The sequence below is a fragment of the Sphingomonas sp. R86521 genome (assembly GCF_042466235.1).
Classification (GTDB): Bacteria; Pseudomonadota; Alphaproteobacteria; order Sphingomonadales; family Sphingomonadaceae; genus Sphingomonas.
Genome location: NZ_JAXHBY010000001.1, coordinates 1,608,355 through 1,628,247, shown reverse-complemented (window position 1 = coordinate 1,628,247; position 19,893 = coordinate 1,608,355). Strand labels below are relative to the sequence as shown.

Sequence of the window (19,893 nt, the reverse complement as noted above, 5' to 3'; positions counted from 1 at the left end):
GGTCTGGGGCCAGCCCGATGATCGGCCGTGCGTCGCACGGTCGCCGACGGGATCGGCTATGTTCGGAACCAACTGGCAACGAACTGTCATGGTACGAGGCCCTCACGGCAGTGGGGGGACACGCACCACTTCTCCGTCATCCCGGGCTTGTCCCGGGATCCAGGGTTACGACAGGTAGCGCCAATAACCCTGGATCCCGGGACAAGCCCGGGATGACGTTGTGGGGCGACGGAGGGCCGAACGGCGCCTAAACCGGCAATACGATCCGCGCGATCAGGCCGGGCGCGTTGTCGGCGAGTTCGAACCGCCCCTCGTGAAGTCGCGCGACCGCCTCGATCAGCGCCATGCCGAGCCCCGCCCCCGGGGTCGAGCGCGCGCTGTCCAACCGACCGAACCGTTTCATCGCCTGCGCCCGGTCGGCTTCGGCAATACCGGGGCCGCGGTCCTCGACCTGGACCGCGATGCCATCGGTGCGGTGGACGAGGCGCAACGTCACTTCACCACCCCCCGCACCGTGGCGCAGTGCGTTGTCGATCAGGTTGGTGATCGACTGGATCATGAGTTCCCGGTGTAGCGCCATCGGTGGGGGGCGGTCGTCGATCGCCACGGTGAAGACCAGCCCGGCATCCTCGGCGACGGGCGCGTACAGTTCCGCGATCTCCTCGAGCAGGTCGGCAAGCGAGACCTGGATGAAGCGATCGCGGGACACCGAACCCGAGCGGCTGATCTCGATCACCATCGTCAGCATGCGCATGACCAGGTCGGTCTCAACCAACAGCCCACCGAGCGCGGCTTCGCGCGCGTCGGGGTCGGCGATCAGCACCGCCTGCTCCGTCTTGGTGCGCAGCCGGGCGAGCGGCGAGCGCAGATCGTGCGCCAGGCTGTCAGTGACGATGCGCAGTTCGGCCATCACCCCTTCGAGCTTGCCGAGCATGACGTTGAGGCGCGCCGCCAGACGGTCGAACGCGTCGCTGCCATCGGTGACGAGGGTCACGCGGCGAGACAGGTCGCCCTCCCCCGCCGTCTCGACGACGCTGGCAATGGCATCCAGGCGACGCCCGACATAGCGGGTCAGGACAAGGCCGCCGAGCACGCCGAGCCCGAGCGACAGGAGCACCGCAACCGCAAGCGCGCGTTCGATCGCGCGCTCCTCGGCAGCGATCAGGTCGAGGTTGCGACCGGTCAGCAGCCAGTCCGGGCCGATCGGGTGGAGCGCATACCCAGTCTCGCGCGCCGACCACAGCTGGTCCCGACCGAGGCGGGCTATGCGAAAGGACGTCGGCTTTAGCGGGACGGCAAGGCGGGCCGGGGCGATGCCCGCCAGCGGTCGTCCATCCGGGCCGACCACCGCCAGCACCAGCGAAACGTCCCCAGGCACCACCGCGCTGTCGATCGCCTGGCGCAGCGCAGGCAGCCCACCACCGCGCCAGACCGCGCGCAGGGCATCGGACTGCTCCGTCGTTTCCAGGTGGATCGCGTCGATCGCATCCGCACTGGTAGTTTTCCAGACGAAGCCGACCAGCGCGAGATTGGATACCAGCGCCAACGCGATCGCCAGCAGCGCGATTCGCGCGGTAACCGAAAGGCGGATCACGCCGTGCGTCAGCCTTCTACGGCGAGCCGGTATCCTGCCCCGCGCACGGTGTGGAGGATCGGCGTCGGGAAGCCGTCCTCGAGCTTGCGGCGCAGGCGGCCGATATGGACGTCGACCACGTTTGAGCCTGGGTCGAAGTGATAGTTCCAGATTTTCTCCAGCATCATCGTGCGGGTGACGACCTGTCCGGCGTGGCGGGCGAGGAATTCGAGCAGGTTGAATTCGCGCGCGCCCAGCGGGATCGTGCGGCCGGCGCGCGAGACTGCGCGCGCGAGCAGGTCGATCTCGAGGTCGCCGACCGACAAGCGGGTCTTTTGCGGCTCAGTCCCGGCGCGATCGGCACGACGCGCGAGGGCTTCGACGCGTGCCGAGAGTTCGGCGAACGAGAACGGCTTGCACAGATAATCGTCGGCGCCGGCCTTCAGGCCATCGACGCGGTCGTCAACCGCGGCGAGTGCGGACAGGATCAGGACCGGAGTAGCGATGCCGGCGGCGCGGATCGCGCTGACCATCGACAGGCCGTCCAGCCCCGGCAACATCCGGTCGGCGATGACGAGGTCGAAGATGCCTTCGCTGGCCAGGAACAGGCCGTCGCGGCCATCGGCACAGGCTTCGATGGCGTGCCCCGCCTCGGACAACCCCTTGGCCAGATAGGCGGAGGTGGAGGCGTCGTCCTCGACGATCAGGATCTTCACGGCGTCATCGCTTTCACCTGTCACCATATAGGAAAGGCCGGCGGAGAGAAGCCTCCCCGCCGGCCTCCACGGCACCCCCGGGAGTGTCGGGCACCGATCTCTGGAAACTGAAGCGCCTGCAGTGCAGACACGGATTGCTTCTAGAGATCATGCACGACCGCCCGGGTGACCGCGGGGTGACAATTTCGTCATCCTCGCAACTCCCAGCACGGCGGGCGCCCGAGCTTGCCGCGTTATTGCGCGTCCAGGATCGCTGCGATCGCGGCGGCGACGTGCGCAATGTCCGCCATCCCGTCGACGCGGCGGACCAGGCCCCGCGCTTCGTAGATCGGGAGGATCGGCGCGGTCTTGGCGCGGTATTCGGCCATCCGGGTATGGACGGTCTGGGCGTTGTCGTCAGGCCGACGCTTGAACTCGGTCGAACCGCAAACGTCGCAGACCCCGGCAACCGCAGGCTTCTTGAAGCGGTCGTGATAGCCGGTGCCGCATTTGGCACAGGTGTAGCGACCGACGACACGATCGATCAGCGCAGCCTCGTCGACGTCGAGTTCGATGACGTAGTCGAGCGTGCGGCCGCGCGCGGCGAGCAGTCCGTCAAGCGCCTCGGCTTGCGCCGCGGTGCGCGGATAGCCGTCGAAGATGACGCCCGACACGGTGTCGTCCTGATCGAGCCGTTCGCCAATGATCCCCGAGACGATCTCGTCCGAAACGAGACCGCCCGATGCCATGACCGATTTGGCCTGAAGCCCGACCGGCGTACCAGCCGCGACCGCTGCACGCAGCATGTCGCCAGTCGACAGCTGGACCATGTCGCGGGTGTCGACCAGCGTCGCGGCCTGCGTGCCCTTGCCCGCGCCAGGCGGTCCCAACAGGATGATATTCACGAAACGCACTCCCTCGTCCGTGCGGAGTTAAAATCGACCGTCGCGCCTCAGCGCAGGCGGCCGCCCTTCAGCTTCGCCTTCTTGATCAGGTCGCCATACTGGTGTGCCAGCAGGTGCGACTGGATCTGCGTAACCGTGTCCATCGTTACGTTGACCACGATCAGGAGGCTAGTCCCGCCGAGGTAGAACGGGATCGACAGCGCGGTGACGAGATATTCCGGCAACAGACAGATGATGGTCAGGTACGCCGCACCGATCACGGTGATGCGCGTCAGCACGTAATCGAAATAATTCTCGGTGTTCTTGCCCGGACGGATGCCGGGGATGAACCCGCCATGCCGCTTCAGATTGTCCGCGGTCTCTTCCGGATTGAAGACGACGGCAGTGTAGAAGAACGAAAAGAACACGATGCCCGCGCCGTACAGCAGCATATACACCGGAGAACCGTGCTGGAGGTACTGGTTGAGGGTGATGATGAAATCGCCCCACTTGCTCTGCCCGGCGGCATACTTGCCCGCGAACTGCGTGATCGTCAGCGGCATCAGCAGCAGCGACGACGCGAAGATCGGTGGGATCACGCCGGCGGTGTTGATCTTGAGCGGCAAATGGCTGCGATCGGCCTGCATCCCGCGTTGGGTCTGGCGCTTGGGATACTGGATCAGGATGCGGCGTTGGGCGCGCTCCATGAAGCAGATGAACAGGATCAGCAGGACGACGGCGATCACGATGCCGATCAGCTTGATCGGATCAAGGCTGCCGGAGCGACCGCCTTCGAGCAGGTTGACCAGCGTGGTCGGCAGATGTGCGACGATGCCGGCCATGATGATCAGCGAGACGCCGTTGCCGATGCCGCGGCTGGTGATCTGCTCACCCAGCCACATCAGGAACATCGTGCCGCCGATCAGGCTGACGACCGCGGTCATGCGGAACAGCATGCCGGGTTCGATCACCGCCTGGACACCGGCGTTGGCGCCGAGCGTCTCGAGGCCGACGGCGATGAAATAGCCCTGCACCGCGGTCAGTCCGACGGTGCCGTAGCGGGTGTACTGGTTCAGGCGCTTGCGGCCCGATTCGCCGTCCTTCTTGATCGCGGCGAGCGTAGGGCTCAGCGAGGTCGCAAGCTGCACCACGATCGAGGCGGTGATGTAGGGCATCACGCCGAGCGCGATCAGCGACATCCGGCTGAGCGAACCGCCCGAGAAGGTGTTGAAGAAGTCGAGGACGCCGCCCTGAGTCTGTTGCCCCAGCACGCCGAGCGCGGTCGGGTCGATCCCCGGCAGCGGCACGTAGCTGAGCAAGCGGAACACGATCAGCGCACCGATCGTGAACCACAGACGCTTCTTGAGGTCGGTCGCCTTCGCGAATTTCGAAAGGCTGATGCTTTGCGCCATCTGGTCGGCTGCGGATGCCATGCGTCAAGATATCCTGGAAACAAGAACGGCGGGATGCGTTGTTACGCCCCCGCCGCTCATATAGGCGCCCAAGCGGGCTTGTCTAACTTTCCCAGAAATTGTTCCCCCGCGAAGGCGGGGGCCCAGTCTGGGTCCCCGCCTTCGCGGGGACACATAAGTTACGCCTTGAACGACGCCTTGTGCGCCTGGCGCTCCTTGTACTTCACGCCCTTCTTGGCAGCAGCCTTGGTAGCCGGATCGATATATTCGATCACGTCAACCTTGCCGCCGGCCTTCTCGACCGCTTCGATCGCGCCCTTGGACGCGCCGTTGACGGTGAAGGTGAGGACCGTGGTCAGCTCGCCCTTGCCGAGCAGGCGCACGCCGTCCTTGCCGCCGCGTGCCAGGCCAGCGGCCTTCAGCGCGTCGTGGTCGAGCGTTGCGTTGGCTTCGATCTTGCCGGCGTCGACCGCGAGCTGGATCGCACCGAGGTTGACCTCGGCGAAGTCCTTGCGGAAGATGTTGTTGAAGCCGCGCTTAGGCAGACGCATGTGGAGCGGCATCTGGCCGCCTTCGAAGCCGGCGATGGACACGCCCTCGCGGCTCTTCTGGCCCTTCTGGCCGCGGCCGCCGGTCTTTCCCTTGCCCGAGCCGATGCCGCGTCCGACGCGCATCTTGGACTTACGGGCACCCTGGTTGTCGCGGAGTTCGTTGAGTTTCATGGCTGTTGCACTCGCTTTCGCTTTTGTCGCGCTGATAGAAAGAAGAAGGGGGCCGTTAGCCCCCTTCCCCGTGTTTGTCACTAGTGTCCCTTACGTTCCTGCGAAGGCAGGAGCCCAGGGTTACCATGGCGGTCGTTTGTGATCCTGGGTTCCTGCGTTCGCAGGAAAACAGAAAAAGCTCAGCCCTCGACCGACACCATGTGCTGAACCTTGCGGATCATGCCGCGGACTTCAGGAGAATCCTGAAGCTCGCTGGTACGATGCATCTTGTTCAGACCGAGACCGATCAGCGTTGCGCGCTGGTCCTTCTCGCGGCGGATCGGCGAACCGGTCTGCGTGATCTTGATGGTTGCCATCTGATCTTACTCCGTGATCGCGGCTGCATCAGCCTCGGCGGTCTTCGACCCACCGTGGCCGAGCAGGTCGGCGATCTTCTTGCCGCGACGCTGTGCGACGGCCTTGGGCGAGGTCTGCTCGCCAAGGGCCTCGAACGTGGCGCGGATCATGTTGTAGGGGTTCGACGTACCGACCGACTTGGTCACAACGTCCGCAACGCCCAGCGACTCGAAGACGGCGCGCATCGGGCCACCGGCGATGATGCCGGTACCCTGAGGCGCCGACCGCAGCGTCACGCGACCGGCACCGAAGTGACCGTTGCCGTCGTGATGCAGCGTGCGACCATCCTTCAACGGAACGCGAACCATCTTCTTCTTGGCAGCAGCCGTAGCCTTCGAAATGGCTTCCGGCACTTCGCGTGCCTTGCCATGACCGAAGCCTGCACGACCCTTGCCGTCGCCGACGACGACCAGCGCTGCGAAACCGAAGCGCTTACCGCCCTTGACCGTCTTCGAGACGCGGTTGATGTGCACCAGCTTCTCGATCAGCTCTTCGCCACCGTCATCGCTGCCGGGACGACCGCCACGGTTGCCGCCGGGGCCACCGCGACCGCCGTCACGACCGCCACGGTTGCCACCAGGGCCACCGCCGCCGCGATTGCCGCCAGGGCCGCCGCGACCACCGCCGCCGCCGCCACCGGGACGACCACGACCACCGCCGCCGCCCTGATAACCGGTGCTCTGCTGAGGAGCTGCCTGCTGCGTGACGTCCTGCGCGGTCGTCTCGGGAGCGACAGTTGCCGGAGCTGCGGCCGGCGTGTTGTTTTCGTCAGCCATGTCTTAGAACTCCAATCCGGCTTCGCGCGCGGCGTCGGCAAGAGCCTTCACGCGACCATGGTAGAGGAAGCCACCGCGATCGAACACGACCTGGGTCACGCCCGCCGCCTTGGCAGCCTCGGCGACGCGCTTGCCGACCGAAGTCGCCGCGTCGATGTTGGCGCCCGACGTGCCGCGCACGTCCTTTTCCAGCGTCGAAGCCGATGCGACCGTCGTGCCGGCGGCATCGTCGATCACCTGGGCGTAGATGTGCTTGCCCGAGCGATGCACGGACAGCCGAGGACGGCTGCCAGCGCGAGCGCGAAGCGCGGTACGGTTGCGGCGGCGCCGCTTGGCGAAAAGAGAAAGTCCCTTGGTCATTACTTCTTCTTCCCTTCCTTGCGGAAGATGAACTCGCCGTCGTACTTGATACCCTTGCCCTTGTAAGGCTCAGGCTTGCGCCACTGACGAATTTCCGCGGCCAGCTGGCCAACCATCTGCTTGTCCGAACCCGAGATCTCGATCGTCGTGTTGTCCGGCGTCTTCACCTCGATGCCCTCGGGCACGTTGATGTTGACGTCGTGGCTGTAGCCGAGCTGGAGCTTCAGGTTTCGCCCCTGCGCTGCGGCACGGTAGCCGACGCCGTTGATCAGGAGCTTCTTGGTGAAGCCATCCGACACACCGGTGATCAGGTTCTGCACCAGCGTACGCTGCATGCCCCAGAACGCGCGAGCACGCTTGGTGTCGTTGGCCGGCTGCACCGAAATGCCGCCGTCCTCGAGCGTGTAGCTGATCTCTTCGCGCAGCGGCATCACGAGGGTACCCTTGGGGCCCTTCACGGTCAGCTGCTTGCCATCGATCGTGGGCGTGACGCCCGCCGGTACGGTGACCGGCTTCTTACCAATGCGGCTCATCAGAACACCTCTGCGAGGATTTCGCCGCCGACGTTCTGCTCGCGTGCTTCGGAATCCGAAAGCACGCCGCGGGGCGTCGAGACGATGGTGATGCCGAGGCCGTTGCGGACGCGGGGAAGTTCCTGCGAACCGGAATAGACGCGGCGGCCGGGCTTCGAGACGCGCGCGACATGCTTGATCGCAGGCTGGCCCTCGAAATACTTCAGCTCGATGCGGATGCCCGCTGCGGGGCCCATCTGCTCGTCGCTATAGCCACGGATATAGCCTTCACGCTGCAACACGTCGAGCACGCGGACGCGCAGCTTCGACGCGGGCGAAAGGACGGAGTCCTTCTTCGCGCGCTGGCCATTGCGGATGCGGGTGAGCAGGTCACCCAGGGGATCGGTCACTGCCATGATATGTCCTTACCAGCTCGACTTCGTGACGCCGGGGATCAGGCCCTTGTTGGCCAGATCGCGCAGCATGATCCGCGAGAGCCGGAACTTGCGGTAATAGGAGCGCGAACGCCCGGTCAGCTCGCACCGGTTACGGATGCGGGTGGGGTTCGCGTTGCGCGGCAGAGCCGACATCTTGAGGCGGGCCATCAGGCGCTCGCCGTCATCGAGGGTCTTGTCCTTGGCCATCGCCTTCAGCGCCGCAAACTTCGGAGCATACTGCTTGACCAACGCCTTGCGACGCTCGTTCTTGTTGACTGAACTCAGTTTCGCCATCGACTTAAGTTCTTTCTTTCTTCTGGTCCCTCCCCGCTCCGGAGAGCGGGTTGGGTGAGGGGCAATCCAGGACTGCGCCTCGTTTCTCTACGTAGGGAAAGGGAGACTCACTCCCCCTCTCCCCTGCCCTCTCCCCGAGGGGAGAGGGAGTTGGTTACGCTGCCTTCTTCTCGTCGGCAGCGTCGTCTTCGATCGGGAACGGGAAGCCGAACAGACGGAGCAGCTCGCGCGCCTCGTCGTCGGTCTTGGCCGTCGTCGTCACGATCACATCCATGCCGCGGACCTTGTCGACCCGGTCATAGCTGATTTCTGGGAACACGATCTGCTCCTTCAGGCCGCAGGCATAGTTGCCACGGCCATCGAAGCTCTTCGGGTTGAGCCCGCGAAAATCGCGGACGCGGGGAAGAGCGATCGTGATGAAGCGGTCGAGGAATTCGTACATGCGCTCGCGGCGAAGGGTGACCTTCACGCCGATCGGCATGCCCTCACGCAGCTTGAACTGCGCGATCGACTTCTTCGCCTTGGTGATGACGGGCTTCTGGCCGGCGATCAGCTCCATTTCAGAAGCGGCCTGGTCGACCTTCTTCTTGTCCTGGGTAGCCTCGCCAACGCCCATGTTCAGCACGATCTTGTCGAGCCGAGGGATCTCCATGACGTTCTTGTAGCCGAACTTCTCGGTCATCGCCTTGATGATCGTCTCGTCGTACAGCTTGCGCATGCGCGGCGTGTAGACGACCTCGGTACCGGTGCTCTCGGCTCCAGTGTTCTGATCAACCATTGATCTTCTCCCCGGTCTTGACCGCGACACGGACCTTCTTGCCGTCCTGCTCCTCGAAGCGGACGCGGGTCGGCTTGCCGTCGGCGGTCACGTGCGCGACCTTCGAAACGTGCATCGGCGCTTCCTTGCGGACCAGGCCACCCTGCGGGTCGCCCTGGGTCGGCTTGGTGTGGCGAACAGCGATGTTCACGCCTGCAACGACGACCTTGTCGGCCTTCGGCATCGACATGGTGACTTCGCCGGTCTTGCCCTTGTCCTTGCCGGACAGGATGATGACCTTGTCACCCTTCTTGATACGAGCGGACGCCATTACAGCACCTCCGGCGCGAGGCTGATGATCTTCATGTGCTTCTTGCCACGCAGTTCGCGAACGACTGGGCCAAAGATACGGGTGCCGATCGGCTCCTCGTTCTTGTTGACCAGCACCGCGGCGTTGCCGTCGAAGCGGATGACCGTGCCGTCTGCGCGACGGATGTCCTTGGCGGTGCGGACGATGACGGCGCGGTGAACGTCGCCCTTCTTCACGCGGCCGCGCGGCTGCGCTTCCTTGATGGAGACGACGATGATGTCGCCGACACCTGCAACACGACGCTTGGAACCTCCAAGCACCTTGATGCACTGCACCCGCTTCGCGCCACTGTTGTCAGCGACGTCGAGATTGGACTGCATCTGGATCATGGATCCGTATCCCTTCTCTCTTTGGGGCCGATTCCGACCGGACCCCGCCTAAAAAATCACCCCGGCGCGGATAAACCGCACCGGGGGGAGCGGCCCTGTAGCCGCCCCAGCGATGGGACGCAAGCGTCCCTCTTCGTTCCGTCATTCTGGCGGAAGCCAGGACCCAGGGCCACGAGCGTTACGCCCTTGGCTCTGGATCCTGACGTTCGTCAGGATGACGGCAGCAGGGTTACCCCTCGGCGGAAGCCCGCTCCGGCGTCGCGTGGGTGTTGACCCGCTCGATCACCTTCCAGGTCTTCAGCTTGGAGATCGGTGCGGTCTCTTCGATCCGCACGGTCTCGCCCTGCTTGAACTCGTTGCTCTCGTCATGAGCATGATACTTCTTCGAGCGACGGATGATCTTCCCGTAGAGCGGGTGCTTCACCTTACGCTCGACGTTCACGACCACCGTCTTGTCGCCCTTGTCGGACACGACCAGACCGGTCAGCACGCGCTTCGGCATGATGTGTTCCTTACTTCGCGGCCGCGGCGCTGGTGCGCTGCGACTGCAGGGTCTTGATCCGCGCGATGTCGCGACGGACTTCACGAACGCGGCTGGGCTTTTCGAGCTGGTTCGTCGCCGCCTGGAAGCGGAGGTTGAACTGCTCGCGCTTCAGCTCGCCGAGCGATTCCGACAGCTGGTCGTCGCTCTTGGTCTTCATGTCGTCGATACGAGCCATGATCTTACTCGCCTCCCAGATGCGAGGTGTCACCCAGACGGGCAACGACCTTTACCTTGATCGGCAGCTTCATGGCCGCCCGCTCGAACGCCTCTGCGGCGATCTTGCCCTCGACACCGTCGAGCTCGAACAGGATCCGACCCGGCTTGACGCGGGCGGCCCAGAATTCCGGGGCACCCTTGCCCGAGCCCATGCGGACTTCGGCAGGCTTCGACGAGACCGGAAGGTCCGGGAAGATGCGGATCCACAAACGCCCCTGGCGCTTGATGTGACGCGTGATCGCGCGGCGAGCCGCCTCGATCTGACGCGCGGTGATCCGATCCGGCTCCATCGCCTTCAGCCCGTACGAGCCGAAGTTGAGAGAGAAGCCGCTCTTCGCGTCGCCGGAAATCTTGCCCTTGAAGGCCTTCCGGAACTTGGTCTTTTTTGGTTGCAGCATGTCTGTTCCTGACCCTTAGCGACGATCGTCGCGCTGCGGACGCACGCCGGAGGTCTGAGCCTCCATCATGATCCGGTCATACGACGTGGGATCGTTGCCGAGGATCTCGCCCTTGAAGACCCAGACCTTGACGCCGCAAACGCCGTAAGACGTGTGCGCCGTGGCTTCGGCATAATCGATGTTCGCGCGCAACGTGTGCAGCGGAACGCGGCCCTCACGGTACGATTCCGACCGTGCGATCTCGGCGCCGCCAAGACGACCACCGCAACCCACGCGGATGCCTTCGGCACCCAGACGCATCGCCGACTGAACCGCACGCTTCATGGCGCGACGGAAGGCGATACGACGCTCGAGCTGGTCGGCGATGCCCTGCGCAACCAGCTTGGCATCGACTTCCGGCTTGCGGATTTCGACGATGTTCAGCGAGACCGTCGAGGACGTCATCTTGCCGATCGTCGACCGCAGCTTCTCGATGTCCGCACCCTTCTTGCCGATGATCACGCCGGGGCGTGCAGCGAAGATGGAGATGCGTGCGAGCTTGGCCGGACGCTCGATCACGACCTTCGAGATCGCGGCCTGCGGCAGCGTCTTGAAGATGAACGCGCGGATCTTGAGATCCTCGAGCAGGAGCCGACCATAGTCGGCGCCTTCGGCGTACCAGCGGCTGTCCCAGGTACGGTTGATCTGCAGACGCAGACCGATGGGGTTGCTCTTCTGACCCATTATGCTTCTTCCTGCTCGCGAACGACGATCCGCAGCCGCGAGAACGGCTTGAGGATGCGCGTCGACTTGCCGCGACCACGGGTCGCGAAGCGCTTCATCGTGATCGATTTGCCGACCGAAGCCTCGGCGACGACGAGTGCGTCGACGTCGAGGTTGTGGTTGTTCTCAGCGTTGGCGATGGCCGAAGCCAGAACCTTGCGAGCTTCGATCGCCATACCCTTGGTCGAGAAGGCGAGGATGTTCATCGCATCGCCGACCTTCTTGCCGCGGATGAGCGCGGCGACAAGGCCGAGCTTCTGCGCGGAACCGCGGATCTGGGTGCCGACCGAGAGCGCCTCGTTGTCGGCGACCTTGCGGGGTGCTGCCTGCTTAGACATCAGCGCTTGCCCTTCTTGTCGGCGGCGTGACCCGGGAAGTAGCGCGTGGGCGCGAATTCACCGAGCTTCATGCCGACCATGTCTTCGTTCACCGAGACGGGAACGAACTTGCGGCCGTTGTACACGTTGAACGTGAGGCCCACGAACGACGGCAGGATCGTCGAGCGGCGCGACCAGGTCTTGATCGGCGAACGCGCGTTGGTGTCCTGGGCGGTTTCTGCCTTCTTGAGCAGATGAAGGTCCACGAAAGGGCCCTTCCAGACTGAACGAGCCATGTTAGCCCTTCCTCTTCGTCGAGTGACGCGACCGGATGATCATCTTGTCGGTCGACTTGTTATGACGCGTGCGCGCACCCTTCGTCGGCTTGCCCCAAGGCGTGACCGGATGACGGCCACCCGAGGTACGGCCTTCACCACCGCCGTGCGGATGGTCGACCGGGTTCTTGGCGACGCCGCGGGTAAGCGGACGAATACCAAGCCAGCGCGAACGCCCTGCCTTGCCCAGGTTCTGGTTCTGGTTGTCGGGGTTCGAGACCGCGCCAACCGTCGCCATGCAATCGCTGCGGATGTAGCGCTGCTCGCCCGAGTTCAGGCGGACCATCACCATGCCCTTGTCGCGACCGACGACCTGCACGTACGTGCCGGCCGAACGGGCGATCTGGCCACCCTTCATCGGCTTCATCTCCACGTTGTGGACGATGGTGCCGACCGGCATCTGACCGAGTTCCATGGCATTGCCTGGCTTCACGTCGGTCTTCTTGGCCGCGAGGACCTTGTCGCCGACGGCCAGACGCTGCGGCGCCAGGATGTAGGCAAGCTCTTCGTCCGGGTACTTGACCAGGGCAATGAACGCGGTGCGGTTGGGATCATACTCGATCCGCTCGACGATGCCCTCGACGTCCCACTTGCGACGCTTGAAGTCGATGTAACGGTACTTCTGCTTGTGACCGCCGGCGATACCGCGCGAGGTCACATGGCCCTTGTTGTTACGACCGCCGGTCTTGTGCTTGCCTTCGGTCAGCGCCTTTACGGGCTTGCCCTTCCAGAGCGACGACTTGTCGACCAGGATGAGACCGCGGCGTGCCGGCGATGTCGGATTATAATGCTTGAGTGCCATGGCCTCAGATCCCCGTCGTCACGTCGATGGACTGACCGTCCTTCAACGTCACGATTGCCTTTTTCATGTCCGAGCGCGAATAGTTCGTGCCCTTCCACTTCTTGGTCTTGCCCTTCTGGACCAGCGTGTTGACGCCGACGACGTTGACGTCGAACAGCGCTTCCACAGCGGCCTTGATCTCGGGCTTCGTGGCGTCGTTGGACACCTTGAACACCACCGCGTTGTGCTCCGACAGAGTCGTCGTCTTCTCGGTGATGTGCGGCGCGAGGATAACGTCGTAGTGACGGTTATCGATCGTGCCGTTCTGCTTCTTAGCCATGGAAGCGCGCCTCCAGCTTTTCGACAGCGGCGCGGGTCAGCACCAGCGTGTCATGCTTCAGGATGTCGTAGACGTTGGCACCGGCAGCCGGCATCACGTCCACTTCGAACAGGTTGCCGGCGGCGAACGCGAAGCTCGTCTCGACCATGTCGCCGTCGATCACCAATGCGCGCTTGCCGAAACCGAGCTTGGCGAGATCGCCGAGCAGGGTCTTGGTCTTGCCGCCTTCGACGACCAGGCTGTCCATGACGAACAGCGTACCAGCCTTGGCATGGCTCGACAGCGCCATCTTCAGACCGAGCGCGCGAACCTTCTTGTTCAGGCCAGGGTTGAAGTCGCGGACGCGGGCGCCGTGTGCCTTACCACCACCGATGAACACCGGAGCGCGGCGATCGCCGTGACGGGCGGTACCGCCGCCCTTCTGGCGACCGAACTTCTTGCCGGTGCGGGCAACGTCTGCACGCTCGCGGGTGCCACGAGCCGTCTCGCGACGCTTCTCGAGCTGCCAGGTGACGACGCGGTGCAGGATGTCGGCGCGCGGGTCGAGGCCGAAGACCTCGTCGTTGAGCTCGATGTCCGCTGCGTCAGTACCGGCGAAGGATGAAATCTTGACCTTCACGTTCAGCCCTCCTGGCCGTCGGCTGCGGGTGCGTCGGTCGTTTCGGCCGGCGTATCTGCTGCAGTGTTGCTGTTGGTGGTCTTGAGACCGGCGGGGAACGGTGCGTCGGCGTGGCGCGCGACCTTCACCGAGTCCTTGACGAAGAGCCAGCCGCCCTTGGAGCCAGGAACCGAACCCTTGACGAACAGGAGACCACGCTCGACGTCGGTCGATACGATCTCGAGGTTCTGCTGGGTGCGATACTTGTCGCCCATGTGGCCGGCCATCTTCTTGTTCTTGAAGACCTTGCCGGGATCCTGGCGCTGACCGGTCGAACCGAGCGAACGGTGCGAGACCGAGACGCCGTGGGTCGCGCGCAGACCGCCGAAGCCCCAACGCTTCATGCCGCCCTGGAAGCCCTTACCCTGGGTCCGGCCCTGGATATCGACGATCTGGCCTGCGACATAATGGTCTGCCGAAATCTCGGCACCAACGTCGAGCAGGCCGTCAGCGTTCACGCGGAACTCATGGACGACAGCCTTGGGCTCCACTTCGGCCTTGCCGAAATGGCCGCGCTGCGGCTTTGCGACATTCTTCGACTTGGCGACACCTGCACCAAGCTGGACGGCGGTGTAGCCGTCACGATCCATTTCGCGAACGGAAATGACCTGATTGCCTTCGAGTGCCAGAACCGTGACCGGCACATGCCGACCATCGTCCTGGAACAGGCGGGTCATCCCCATCTTCTTCGCGATCACGCCAGTACGCATGATCTTGTCCCTTCCTCGACAGAGGCCCCCGCGAGACGATTCTCCGGGGGCTTGCGGCACCCGCCGCGGATCAACCACGACAAGGCGCCAAATACGAAACGCCACCGAAGCGAATGCCTCGATGGTGCCCCTTCCAGCCCGGAATATGCGATGCGAGCCCCCGTCCCGGGCTGGGATCCGGCGAACCGGACGAAACGGGAGACGCAGACCCGGTAGCAAGCCACCAGCGGTATCTCTTTTTCAGTCGGACGCTGGCCGAAGCCGGTTCCGAACTGGATCCCCGCCTCCGCGGGAACACGAACCCGGCGAGATAACCCGCCGGGGAAGCGAGGCCCTTAAGCCAGCCCGTTGACTACGTCAACAGGCCACCCCCGCCTTCGCGGGGGCTAAAGGCAAACTCGCTCAGGCGAGCTTGATCTCTACGTCAACGCCAGCGGCGAGGTCGAGCTTCATCAGCGCGTCCACCGTCTGCGGGGTCGGCTGCACGATGTCGAGCATGCGCTTGTAGGTCCGAACCTCGAACTGCTCGCGTGACTTCTTGTCGACGTGAGGACCGCGCAGAACCGTGAATTTCTCGATGCGCGTCGGCAACGGGATGGGACCACGGATGAGCGCGCCGGTGCGGCGGGCGGTGTCGGCGATGTCGCCAGTGGCCTGATCAAGCACGCGATGATCGAACGCCTTCAGACGAATGCGGATATTGCTGTCCATAGTCCCTACCGATGCGAAAGAGCGGGCCCGTTTCAGGGCTCTTGCTGATTGATGTTCAAACCGAAGGCGGGCCTGTACGGGAGGCCGCGGGGGAATGCAACCGGGGGTGGGTGATTTTCGCGGCGTAGTACGGCCGCGCCGCCCTCCCCGGCCGGAGTCCTATGCCGCGACCTGAGGTCCCGAAACGAGCTTTACGCTTTCCAGGATAACGTCCACTGCCGCATCACCCATGCGCTTGGCGGTTTCCAGCGCAGCGGCCGGCGTCAGGATGATGTCGACGTTCGACGGGCCGCGGACATGCACGGTGAGGCCCTCGGGCTCCACCCTGCTTGGCTGGTCGTGGATGGTCGTGCCCAACCGCATGGCGGACGCTTCCGTGATCCATTCGCGGGCGAGTCGCATCGACGCGAAGATCCGGTAGTCGGGACTAGCCGTGCGCTGCGCCCGTAGCTCGCGAATACCAGACGACGATACCACCGCGATCCGGTCCGGCCGCAGGTGGCCGAGGCGCGCGACCATCGCCCTCAGTGCGGCACCGACATCATGCGCCGGCGCCGTGGTCGAGCGAATATCGAGGATGCAGCACCGCGGGCGACCCGATATCTCCAGCAGGGCGAGCTCGCGGCGCAGGAGCGGTTCATAGGCCATCATCGTGTCGACCGACCACGACCCGGAGCGCGTGACCGTCAGCAACGGTATCTCGGGTTCAAGCTGGAAATCGAACATCGGTCGTGCCCCCTGGCGGTGAAAGCCCGTCATCGTCTCTAAGCTAACACGATATCGTGCGTTAATGATCCAGGTTGGTCATCCCTAGGTTAACATATTGTGCGCCCCCATGCGGCTAGGCGACGCTGCATGATCGATCGCGGAGGCTTGGGTGACCAGTTCGCGAGCCTATCCGCCCCGCCGCGCCCAGACGCAAAAAAACCCGGCCTATCTTGCGAGAAGCCGGGCTCTTTCGTTCGACGCCCGAAGGCGTGGAAGATTACTTCGAGATACCGCTGACGATACCCGAACCAACCGTACGGCCGCCTTCGCGGATCGTGAAGCGCTGGCCCACGTCCATGGCGATCGGTGCGATCAGCTTGATGCCGAGTGCGACGTTGTCGCCTGGCATGACCATCTCGGTGCCCTCAGGCAGCTCGACGGTGCCGGTGACGTCCGTGGTGCGGAAGTAGAACTGCGGGCGGTAGTTGGCGAAGAACGGCGTGTGACGGCCACCCTCGTCCTTCGACAGCACGTAGACTTCCGATGCGAAGTCGGTGTGCGGCTTGATCGAGCCGGGCTTGCAGAGAACCTGGCCACGCTCGACTTCTTCACGACCAACGCCGCGGATCAGCGCGCCGATGTTGTCGCCAGCCTGGCCCGAGTCGAGCAGCTTGCGGAACATCTCGACGCCCGTGACCGTGGTCTTGCGGACCGCCGGGTGGATGCCGACGATCTCGACTTCCTCGCCGACCTTCACAACGCCGGTCTCGACGCGGCCGGTGACGACCGTGCCGCGACCCGAGATCGAGAACACGTCCTCGATCGGCATCATGAACGGCTTGTCGAGCGGACGCTCCGGCTGCGGCAGGAACGTGTCGACGGCTTCCATCAGCTTCAGAACGGCGTCATGGCCGATCTCGGGCGTGACGTCGTTCAGGGCTGCAACAGCCGAACCGCGGATGACGGGGATGTTGTCGCCGTCGAAGTCATACTTCGAGAGCAGCTCGCGGATTTCCATCTCGACCAGCTCGAGGATTTCCTCGTCGTCGACGAGATCGACCTTGTTCATGAACACGACCATCGTCGGCACGCCGACCTGGCGTGCGAGCAGGATGTGCTCGCGGGTCTGCGGCATAGGACCGTCGGTCGCGGACACGACCAGGATCGCGCCGTCCATCTGGGCTGCACCGGTGATCATGTTCTTCACATAATCGGCGTGGCCCGGGCAATCGACGTGCGCGTAGTGGCGTGCGGTCGTCTCGTACTCGACGTGTGCGGTCGAGATCGTGATGCCGCGCTCGCGCTCCTCGGGAGCCTTGTCGATGTTCGCATAGCTGGTGAACGTGGCGCCACCGGTCTCGGCGAGGACCTTCGTGATCGCTGCGGTCAGCGACGTCTTGCCATGGTCGACGTGACCGATGGTGCCGATGTTGAGATGCGGCTTGTTCCGCTCAAATTTTGCCTTGGCCATGATTTCCTACCTTCTGATTCGAATTCCGGTGCCACCGGGGGCCACGCGAACGCGGCCCTGTAGCGGCTCAATTTCAGTTGCGCCAGCCCCCTGCCCTGCGGACGGGTCGACGCGGAAGTAAATTCCGCGTCGTCGGACCTCGGGGAAGCCCGCAGCCGGCCGGCCCTTCAGCGTCTCCGAGCCAAGCGAACTTGGCTCGGTGCGCCTTGGGCTTAAGCCAACTTCGCCTTCACCTCGTCCGCAACGTTCTGCGGCACTTCGTCATAGTGCGAGAACTGCATCGAGTAGTTCGCGCGACCCTGCGTGAACGAACGGAGCGAGTTCACGTAGCCGAACATGTTGGCCAGCGGGACCATCGCCTCGACCGTCTGCGCGTTGCCGCGGCTGTCGGTGCCCTGGATCTGGCCACGACGGCTGTTCATGTCGCCGATGACGTCGCCCAGATAATCCTCCGGGGTAACGACCTCGACCTTCATGACCGGCTCGAGCAGCGTGATGCCCGACTTCTGTGCCACTTCGCGCATCGCGCCACGGGCACAGATTTCGAACGCCAGCGCCGACGAGTCGACGTCGTGATAGGCACCGTCGTACAGCACGATCTCGAAGTCGATGATCGGGAAGCCGACCAGCGAACCCGACGCTGCGGTTTCGCGGAAGCCCTTCTCGATCGCCGGCAGATATTCCTTCGGAATGTTGCCGCCCTTGATCTCGTCCTTAAAGATGATGCCCGAACCGCGCTCGCCCGGCGTGACCTTGACCTTCACGCGACCGAACTGGCCGGTGCCGCCCGACTGCTTCTTGTGCGTGTAGTCGACGTCGACCGGCTTCTTCAGATATTCGCGATATGCGACCTGAGGAGCACCGACGTTCGCCTCGACCTTGAACTCGCGCTTCATGCGATCGACCAGGATCTCGAGATGGAGCTCGCCCATGCCCTTGATGATGGTCTGGCCCGACTCGGGGTCCGACGAGACGCGGAACGACGGATCCTCGCGCGCCAGACGATTGAGCGCGACGCCCATCTTTTCCTGGTCGGCCTTGGTCTTCGGCTCCACCGACAGCTCGATCACGGGCTCGGGGAATTCCATCCGCTCGAGGATGATCGGTGCGTTCTGCGCGCAGAGCGTATCACCCGTGGTGGTGTCCTTCAGGCCCGCCAGCGCGACGATGTCGCCGGCGAATGCCTCCTGGATGTCCTCACGGCTGTTCGCATGCATCAGCAGCATGCGACCGACCTTTTCCTTCTTGTCCTTCACCGAGTTGGTGACCATCGATGCCGCTTCGAGCTTGCCCGAATAGATGCGTGCGAAGGTCAGCGTACCGACGAAGGGATCGTTCATGATCTTGAACGCCAGCGCCGAGAACGGCACGTCGTCCGACGAGGCACGCTCGTCCGGCGTCACGCCGTCGAGCTTCAGGCCCTGGATCGCGGGAACGTCGAGCGGCGAAGGCAGATAGTCGACCACGGCGTCGAGCAGGGGCTGCACGCCCTTGTTCTTGAACGCCGAGCCGCAAACGACCGGCACGAACGCCATCGCCAGCGTGCCCTTGCGGATCAGCTTCTTGAGGTCGGCCGTGCTCGGCTCGTTGCCCTCGAGATAGGCTTCCATCAGGTCGTCGTCCTGCTCGACGGCCATCTCGATCAGGTCGCTGCGATACTTCGCGGCCTTTTCCTTGAGATCGTCGGGGATCTCGGCATATTCGAACTTCGCGCCCAGGCTCTCTTCGAGCCAGATGATCGCGCGGTTCTCGACGAGATCGACGAGACCCTTGAAGCCGCCTTCCATGCCGATCGGCAGGTACAGCACGGCCGGACGGGCACCGAGGCGCTCGATGATCGAGTTGACGCAGAAGTAGAAATCGGCGCCGGTGCGATCGAGCTTGTTGACGAAGCACATGCGCGGCACGCCGTACTTGTCTGCCTGACGCCACACGGTCTCGGACTGCGGCTCGACGCCGGCAACGCCGTCGAAGCATGCGACCGCGCCGTCGAGCACGCGCAGCGAACGCTCGACTTCGATCGTGAAGTCGACGTGCCCGGGGGTGTCGATGATGTTGATCAGGTGCTCTTCGCCCTTGCCCTCTTCGGCGCGCCACTTGCACGTCGTCGCGGCGGACGTGATCGTGATCCCGCGCTCCTGCTCCTGCTCCATCCAATCCATCGTCGCGGTGCCTTCGTGCACTTCGCCGATCTTGTAGGACTTGCCGGTGTAATAGAGGATACGCTCGGTCGTCGTCGTCTTGCCGGCGTCGATGTGCGCCATGATGCCGATGTTGCGGTAACGGTCGAGCGGATGGCTGCGGGCCATGATCGTGCTTCCTTAAAGATATGGGGAGCCAGCGGAACCGGCTCCCCATGATATAGGCGTTATATGGTTCGGGCGATAGACCACCCGCGCCATGTTACCAGCGAAAGCTGGTAAAC

28 protein-coding genes are annotated in these 19,893 nt (G+C 64.0%); all 28 read right to left on the bottom strand.

Going from position 1 to position 19,893, the window contains the following annotated elements; genetic code table 11:
* Positions 1-247 precede the first annotated feature (247 nt).
* The 28 genes from SJY20_RS07635 to fusA all read right to left on the bottom strand — a co-directional run bounded on the left by SJY20_RS07635 (position 248) and on the right by fusA (position 19,777).
* Positions 248-1,594 (bottom strand): sensor histidine kinase, encoded by a 1,347-nt coding sequence (locus SJY20_RS07635; protein ID WP_380786067.1) that lies wholly within the window; start codon positions 1,592-1,594, stop codon positions 248-250.
* Between the two features lie 8 nt (positions 1,595-1,602).
* Positions 1,603-2,316 carry a winged helix-turn-helix domain-containing protein gene (locus tag SJY20_RS07630; RefSeq protein ID WP_380786066.1) on the bottom strand — a complete coding sequence of 238 codons (714 nt, stop codon included), beginning with the start codon at positions 2,314-2,316 and terminating at the stop codon, positions 1,603-1,605.
* A gap of 206 nt (positions 2,317-2,522) precedes the next feature.
* Positions 2,523-3,173, bottom strand: coding sequence for an adenylate kinase (locus SJY20_RS07625; RefSeq protein ID WP_380786064.1), 651 nt, complete (start codon positions 3,171-3,173; stop codon positions 2,523-2,525).
* A gap of 47 nt (positions 3,174-3,220) precedes the next feature.
* Positions 3,221-4,585, bottom strand: coding sequence for a preprotein translocase subunit SecY (gene secY / locus SJY20_RS07620; protein WP_380786063.1), 1,365 nt, complete (start codon positions 4,583-4,585; stop codon positions 3,221-3,223).
* A 158-nt stretch (positions 4,586-4,743) separates the two neighbouring features.
* Positions 4,744-5,286, bottom strand: a complete 543-nt coding sequence (rplO, locus tag SJY20_RS07615) for a 50S ribosomal protein L15 (protein ID WP_380786061.1) — start codon at positions 5,284-5,286, stop codon at positions 4,744-4,746.
* A 179-nt stretch (positions 5,287-5,465) separates the two neighbouring features.
* Complete coding sequence (gene rpmD / locus SJY20_RS07610) at positions 5,466-5,642, bottom strand: 50S ribosomal protein L30 (RefSeq protein WP_147082682.1); 177 nt, start codon at positions 5,640-5,642, stop codon at positions 5,466-5,468.
* A 6-nt stretch (positions 5,643-5,648) separates the two neighbouring features.
* Positions 5,649-6,458 carry a 30S ribosomal protein S5 gene (rpsE, locus tag SJY20_RS07605; RefSeq protein WP_380786060.1) on the bottom strand — a complete coding sequence of 270 codons (810 nt, stop codon included), beginning with the start codon at positions 6,456-6,458 and terminating at the stop codon, positions 5,649-5,651.
* A gap of 3 nt (positions 6,459-6,461) precedes the next feature.
* A complete protein-coding gene (rplR, locus tag SJY20_RS07600; protein ID WP_131585872.1) occupies positions 6,462-6,818 on the bottom strand; it encodes a 50S ribosomal protein L18 in 357 nt (118 codons plus the stop codon).
* Positions 6,818-7,351: a 50S ribosomal protein L6 gene (rplF, locus tag SJY20_RS07595; protein ID WP_380786058.1), complete on the bottom strand. Its 534-nt coding sequence runs from the start codon at positions 7,349-7,351 to the stop codon at positions 6,818-6,820. The genes rplR and rplF overlap by 1 nt, the downstream gene beginning before the upstream one ends.
* Positions 7,351-7,746, bottom strand: a complete 396-nt coding sequence (rpsH, locus tag SJY20_RS07590) for a 30S ribosomal protein S8 (protein ID WP_380786057.1) — start codon at positions 7,744-7,746, stop codon at positions 7,351-7,353. Before rpsH ends, rplF begins: the two co-directional genes overlap by 1 nt.
* A gap of 9 nt (positions 7,747-7,755) precedes the next feature.
* Complete coding sequence (gene rpsN, locus SJY20_RS07585; RefSeq protein ID WP_380786056.1) at positions 7,756-8,061, bottom strand: 30S ribosomal protein S14; 306 nt, start codon at positions 8,059-8,061, stop codon at positions 7,756-7,758.
* Positions 8,062-8,215: 154 nt separating this feature from the next.
* A complete protein-coding gene (gene rplE / locus SJY20_RS07580) occupies positions 8,216-8,839 on the bottom strand; it encodes a 50S ribosomal protein L5 (RefSeq protein WP_380786054.1) in 624 nt (207 codons plus the stop codon).
* Positions 8,832-9,149, bottom strand: coding sequence for a 50S ribosomal protein L24 (gene rplX / locus SJY20_RS07575; RefSeq protein WP_380786053.1), 318 nt, complete (start codon positions 9,147-9,149; stop codon positions 8,832-8,834). Before rplX ends, rplE begins: the two co-directional genes overlap by 8 nt.
* The gene (gene rplN, locus SJY20_RS07570; protein ID WP_031393755.1) at positions 9,149-9,517 is read right to left on the bottom strand and encodes a 50S ribosomal protein L14; all 369 of its coding nucleotides are present in this window, start codon (positions 9,515-9,517) and stop codon (positions 9,149-9,151) included. The genes rplX and rplN overlap by 1 nt, the downstream gene beginning before the upstream one ends.
* Before the next feature lie 229 nt (positions 9,518-9,746).
* The gene (gene rpsQ, locus SJY20_RS07565; RefSeq protein ID WP_031393756.1) at positions 9,747-10,019 is read right to left on the bottom strand and encodes a 30S ribosomal protein S17; all 273 of its coding nucleotides are present in this window, start codon (positions 10,017-10,019) and stop codon (positions 9,747-9,749) included.
* Between the two features lie 10 nt (positions 10,020-10,029).
* The gene (gene rpmC, locus SJY20_RS07560; protein ID WP_147082697.1) at positions 10,030-10,236 is read right to left on the bottom strand and encodes a 50S ribosomal protein L29; all 207 of its coding nucleotides are present in this window, start codon (positions 10,234-10,236) and stop codon (positions 10,030-10,032) included.
* Positions 10,237-10,240: 4 nt separating this feature from the next.
* Positions 10,241-10,675 (bottom strand): 50S ribosomal protein L16, encoded by a 435-nt coding sequence (rplP, locus tag SJY20_RS07555; RefSeq protein WP_380786052.1) that lies wholly within the window; start codon positions 10,673-10,675, stop codon positions 10,241-10,243.
* Positions 10,676-10,690: 15 nt separating this feature from the next.
* Positions 10,691-11,398: a 30S ribosomal protein S3 gene (gene rpsC, locus SJY20_RS07550; RefSeq protein ID WP_380786051.1), complete on the bottom strand. Its 708-nt coding sequence runs from the start codon at positions 11,396-11,398 to the stop codon at positions 10,691-10,693.
* Positions 11,398-11,775, bottom strand: a complete 378-nt coding sequence (gene rplV / locus SJY20_RS07545) for a 50S ribosomal protein L22 (RefSeq protein WP_147082704.1) — start codon at positions 11,773-11,775, stop codon at positions 11,398-11,400. Before rplV ends, rpsC begins: the two co-directional genes overlap by 1 nt.
* Entirely contained in the window at positions 11,775-12,050 is a 276-nt protein-coding gene (rpsS, locus tag SJY20_RS07540) for a 30S ribosomal protein S19 (RefSeq protein ID WP_147082706.1), read from the bottom strand. Before rpsS ends, rplV begins: the two co-directional genes overlap by 1 nt.
* Before the next feature lies 1 nt (position 12,051).
* The gene (rplB, locus tag SJY20_RS07535; protein ID WP_380786049.1) at positions 12,052-12,891 is read right to left on the bottom strand and encodes a 50S ribosomal protein L2; all 840 of its coding nucleotides are present in this window, start codon (positions 12,889-12,891) and stop codon (positions 12,052-12,054) included.
* Between the two features lie 4 nt (positions 12,892-12,895).
* Complete coding sequence (locus SJY20_RS07530; protein WP_332782669.1) at positions 12,896-13,210, bottom strand: 50S ribosomal protein L23; 315 nt, start codon at positions 13,208-13,210, stop codon at positions 12,896-12,898.
* Entirely contained in the window at positions 13,203-13,829 is a 627-nt protein-coding gene (rplD, locus tag SJY20_RS07525) for a 50S ribosomal protein L4 (protein WP_380786048.1), read from the bottom strand. Before rplD ends, SJY20_RS07530 begins: the two co-directional genes overlap by 8 nt.
* Positions 13,830-13,831: 2 nt before the next feature.
* On the bottom strand, positions 13,832-14,578 hold the full coding sequence (gene rplC, locus SJY20_RS07520; protein ID WP_380786047.1) for a 50S ribosomal protein L3: 747 nt from the start codon (positions 14,576-14,578) through the stop codon (positions 13,832-13,834).
* 402 nt (positions 14,579-14,980) lie between these two features.
* Entirely contained in the window at positions 14,981-15,289 is a 309-nt protein-coding gene (gene rpsJ, locus SJY20_RS07515) for a 30S ribosomal protein S10 (RefSeq protein ID WP_147082712.1), read from the bottom strand.
* Between the two features lie 159 nt (positions 15,290-15,448).
* Positions 15,449-16,015, bottom strand: a complete 567-nt coding sequence (locus SJY20_RS07510) for a hypothetical protein (protein ID WP_380786045.1) — start codon at positions 16,013-16,015, stop codon at positions 15,449-15,451.
* A gap of 259 nt (positions 16,016-16,274) precedes the next feature.
* The gene (gene tuf / locus SJY20_RS07505; protein ID WP_380786043.1) at positions 16,275-17,468 is read right to left on the bottom strand and encodes an elongation factor Tu; all 1,194 of its coding nucleotides are present in this window, start codon (positions 17,466-17,468) and stop codon (positions 16,275-16,277) included.
* A gap of 212 nt (positions 17,469-17,680) precedes the next feature.
* On the bottom strand, positions 17,681-19,777 hold the full coding sequence (fusA, locus tag SJY20_RS07500; protein WP_380786042.1) for an elongation factor G: 2,097 nt from the start codon (positions 19,775-19,777) through the stop codon (positions 17,681-17,683).
* Between the last annotated feature and the right edge of the window lie 116 nt (positions 19,778-19,893).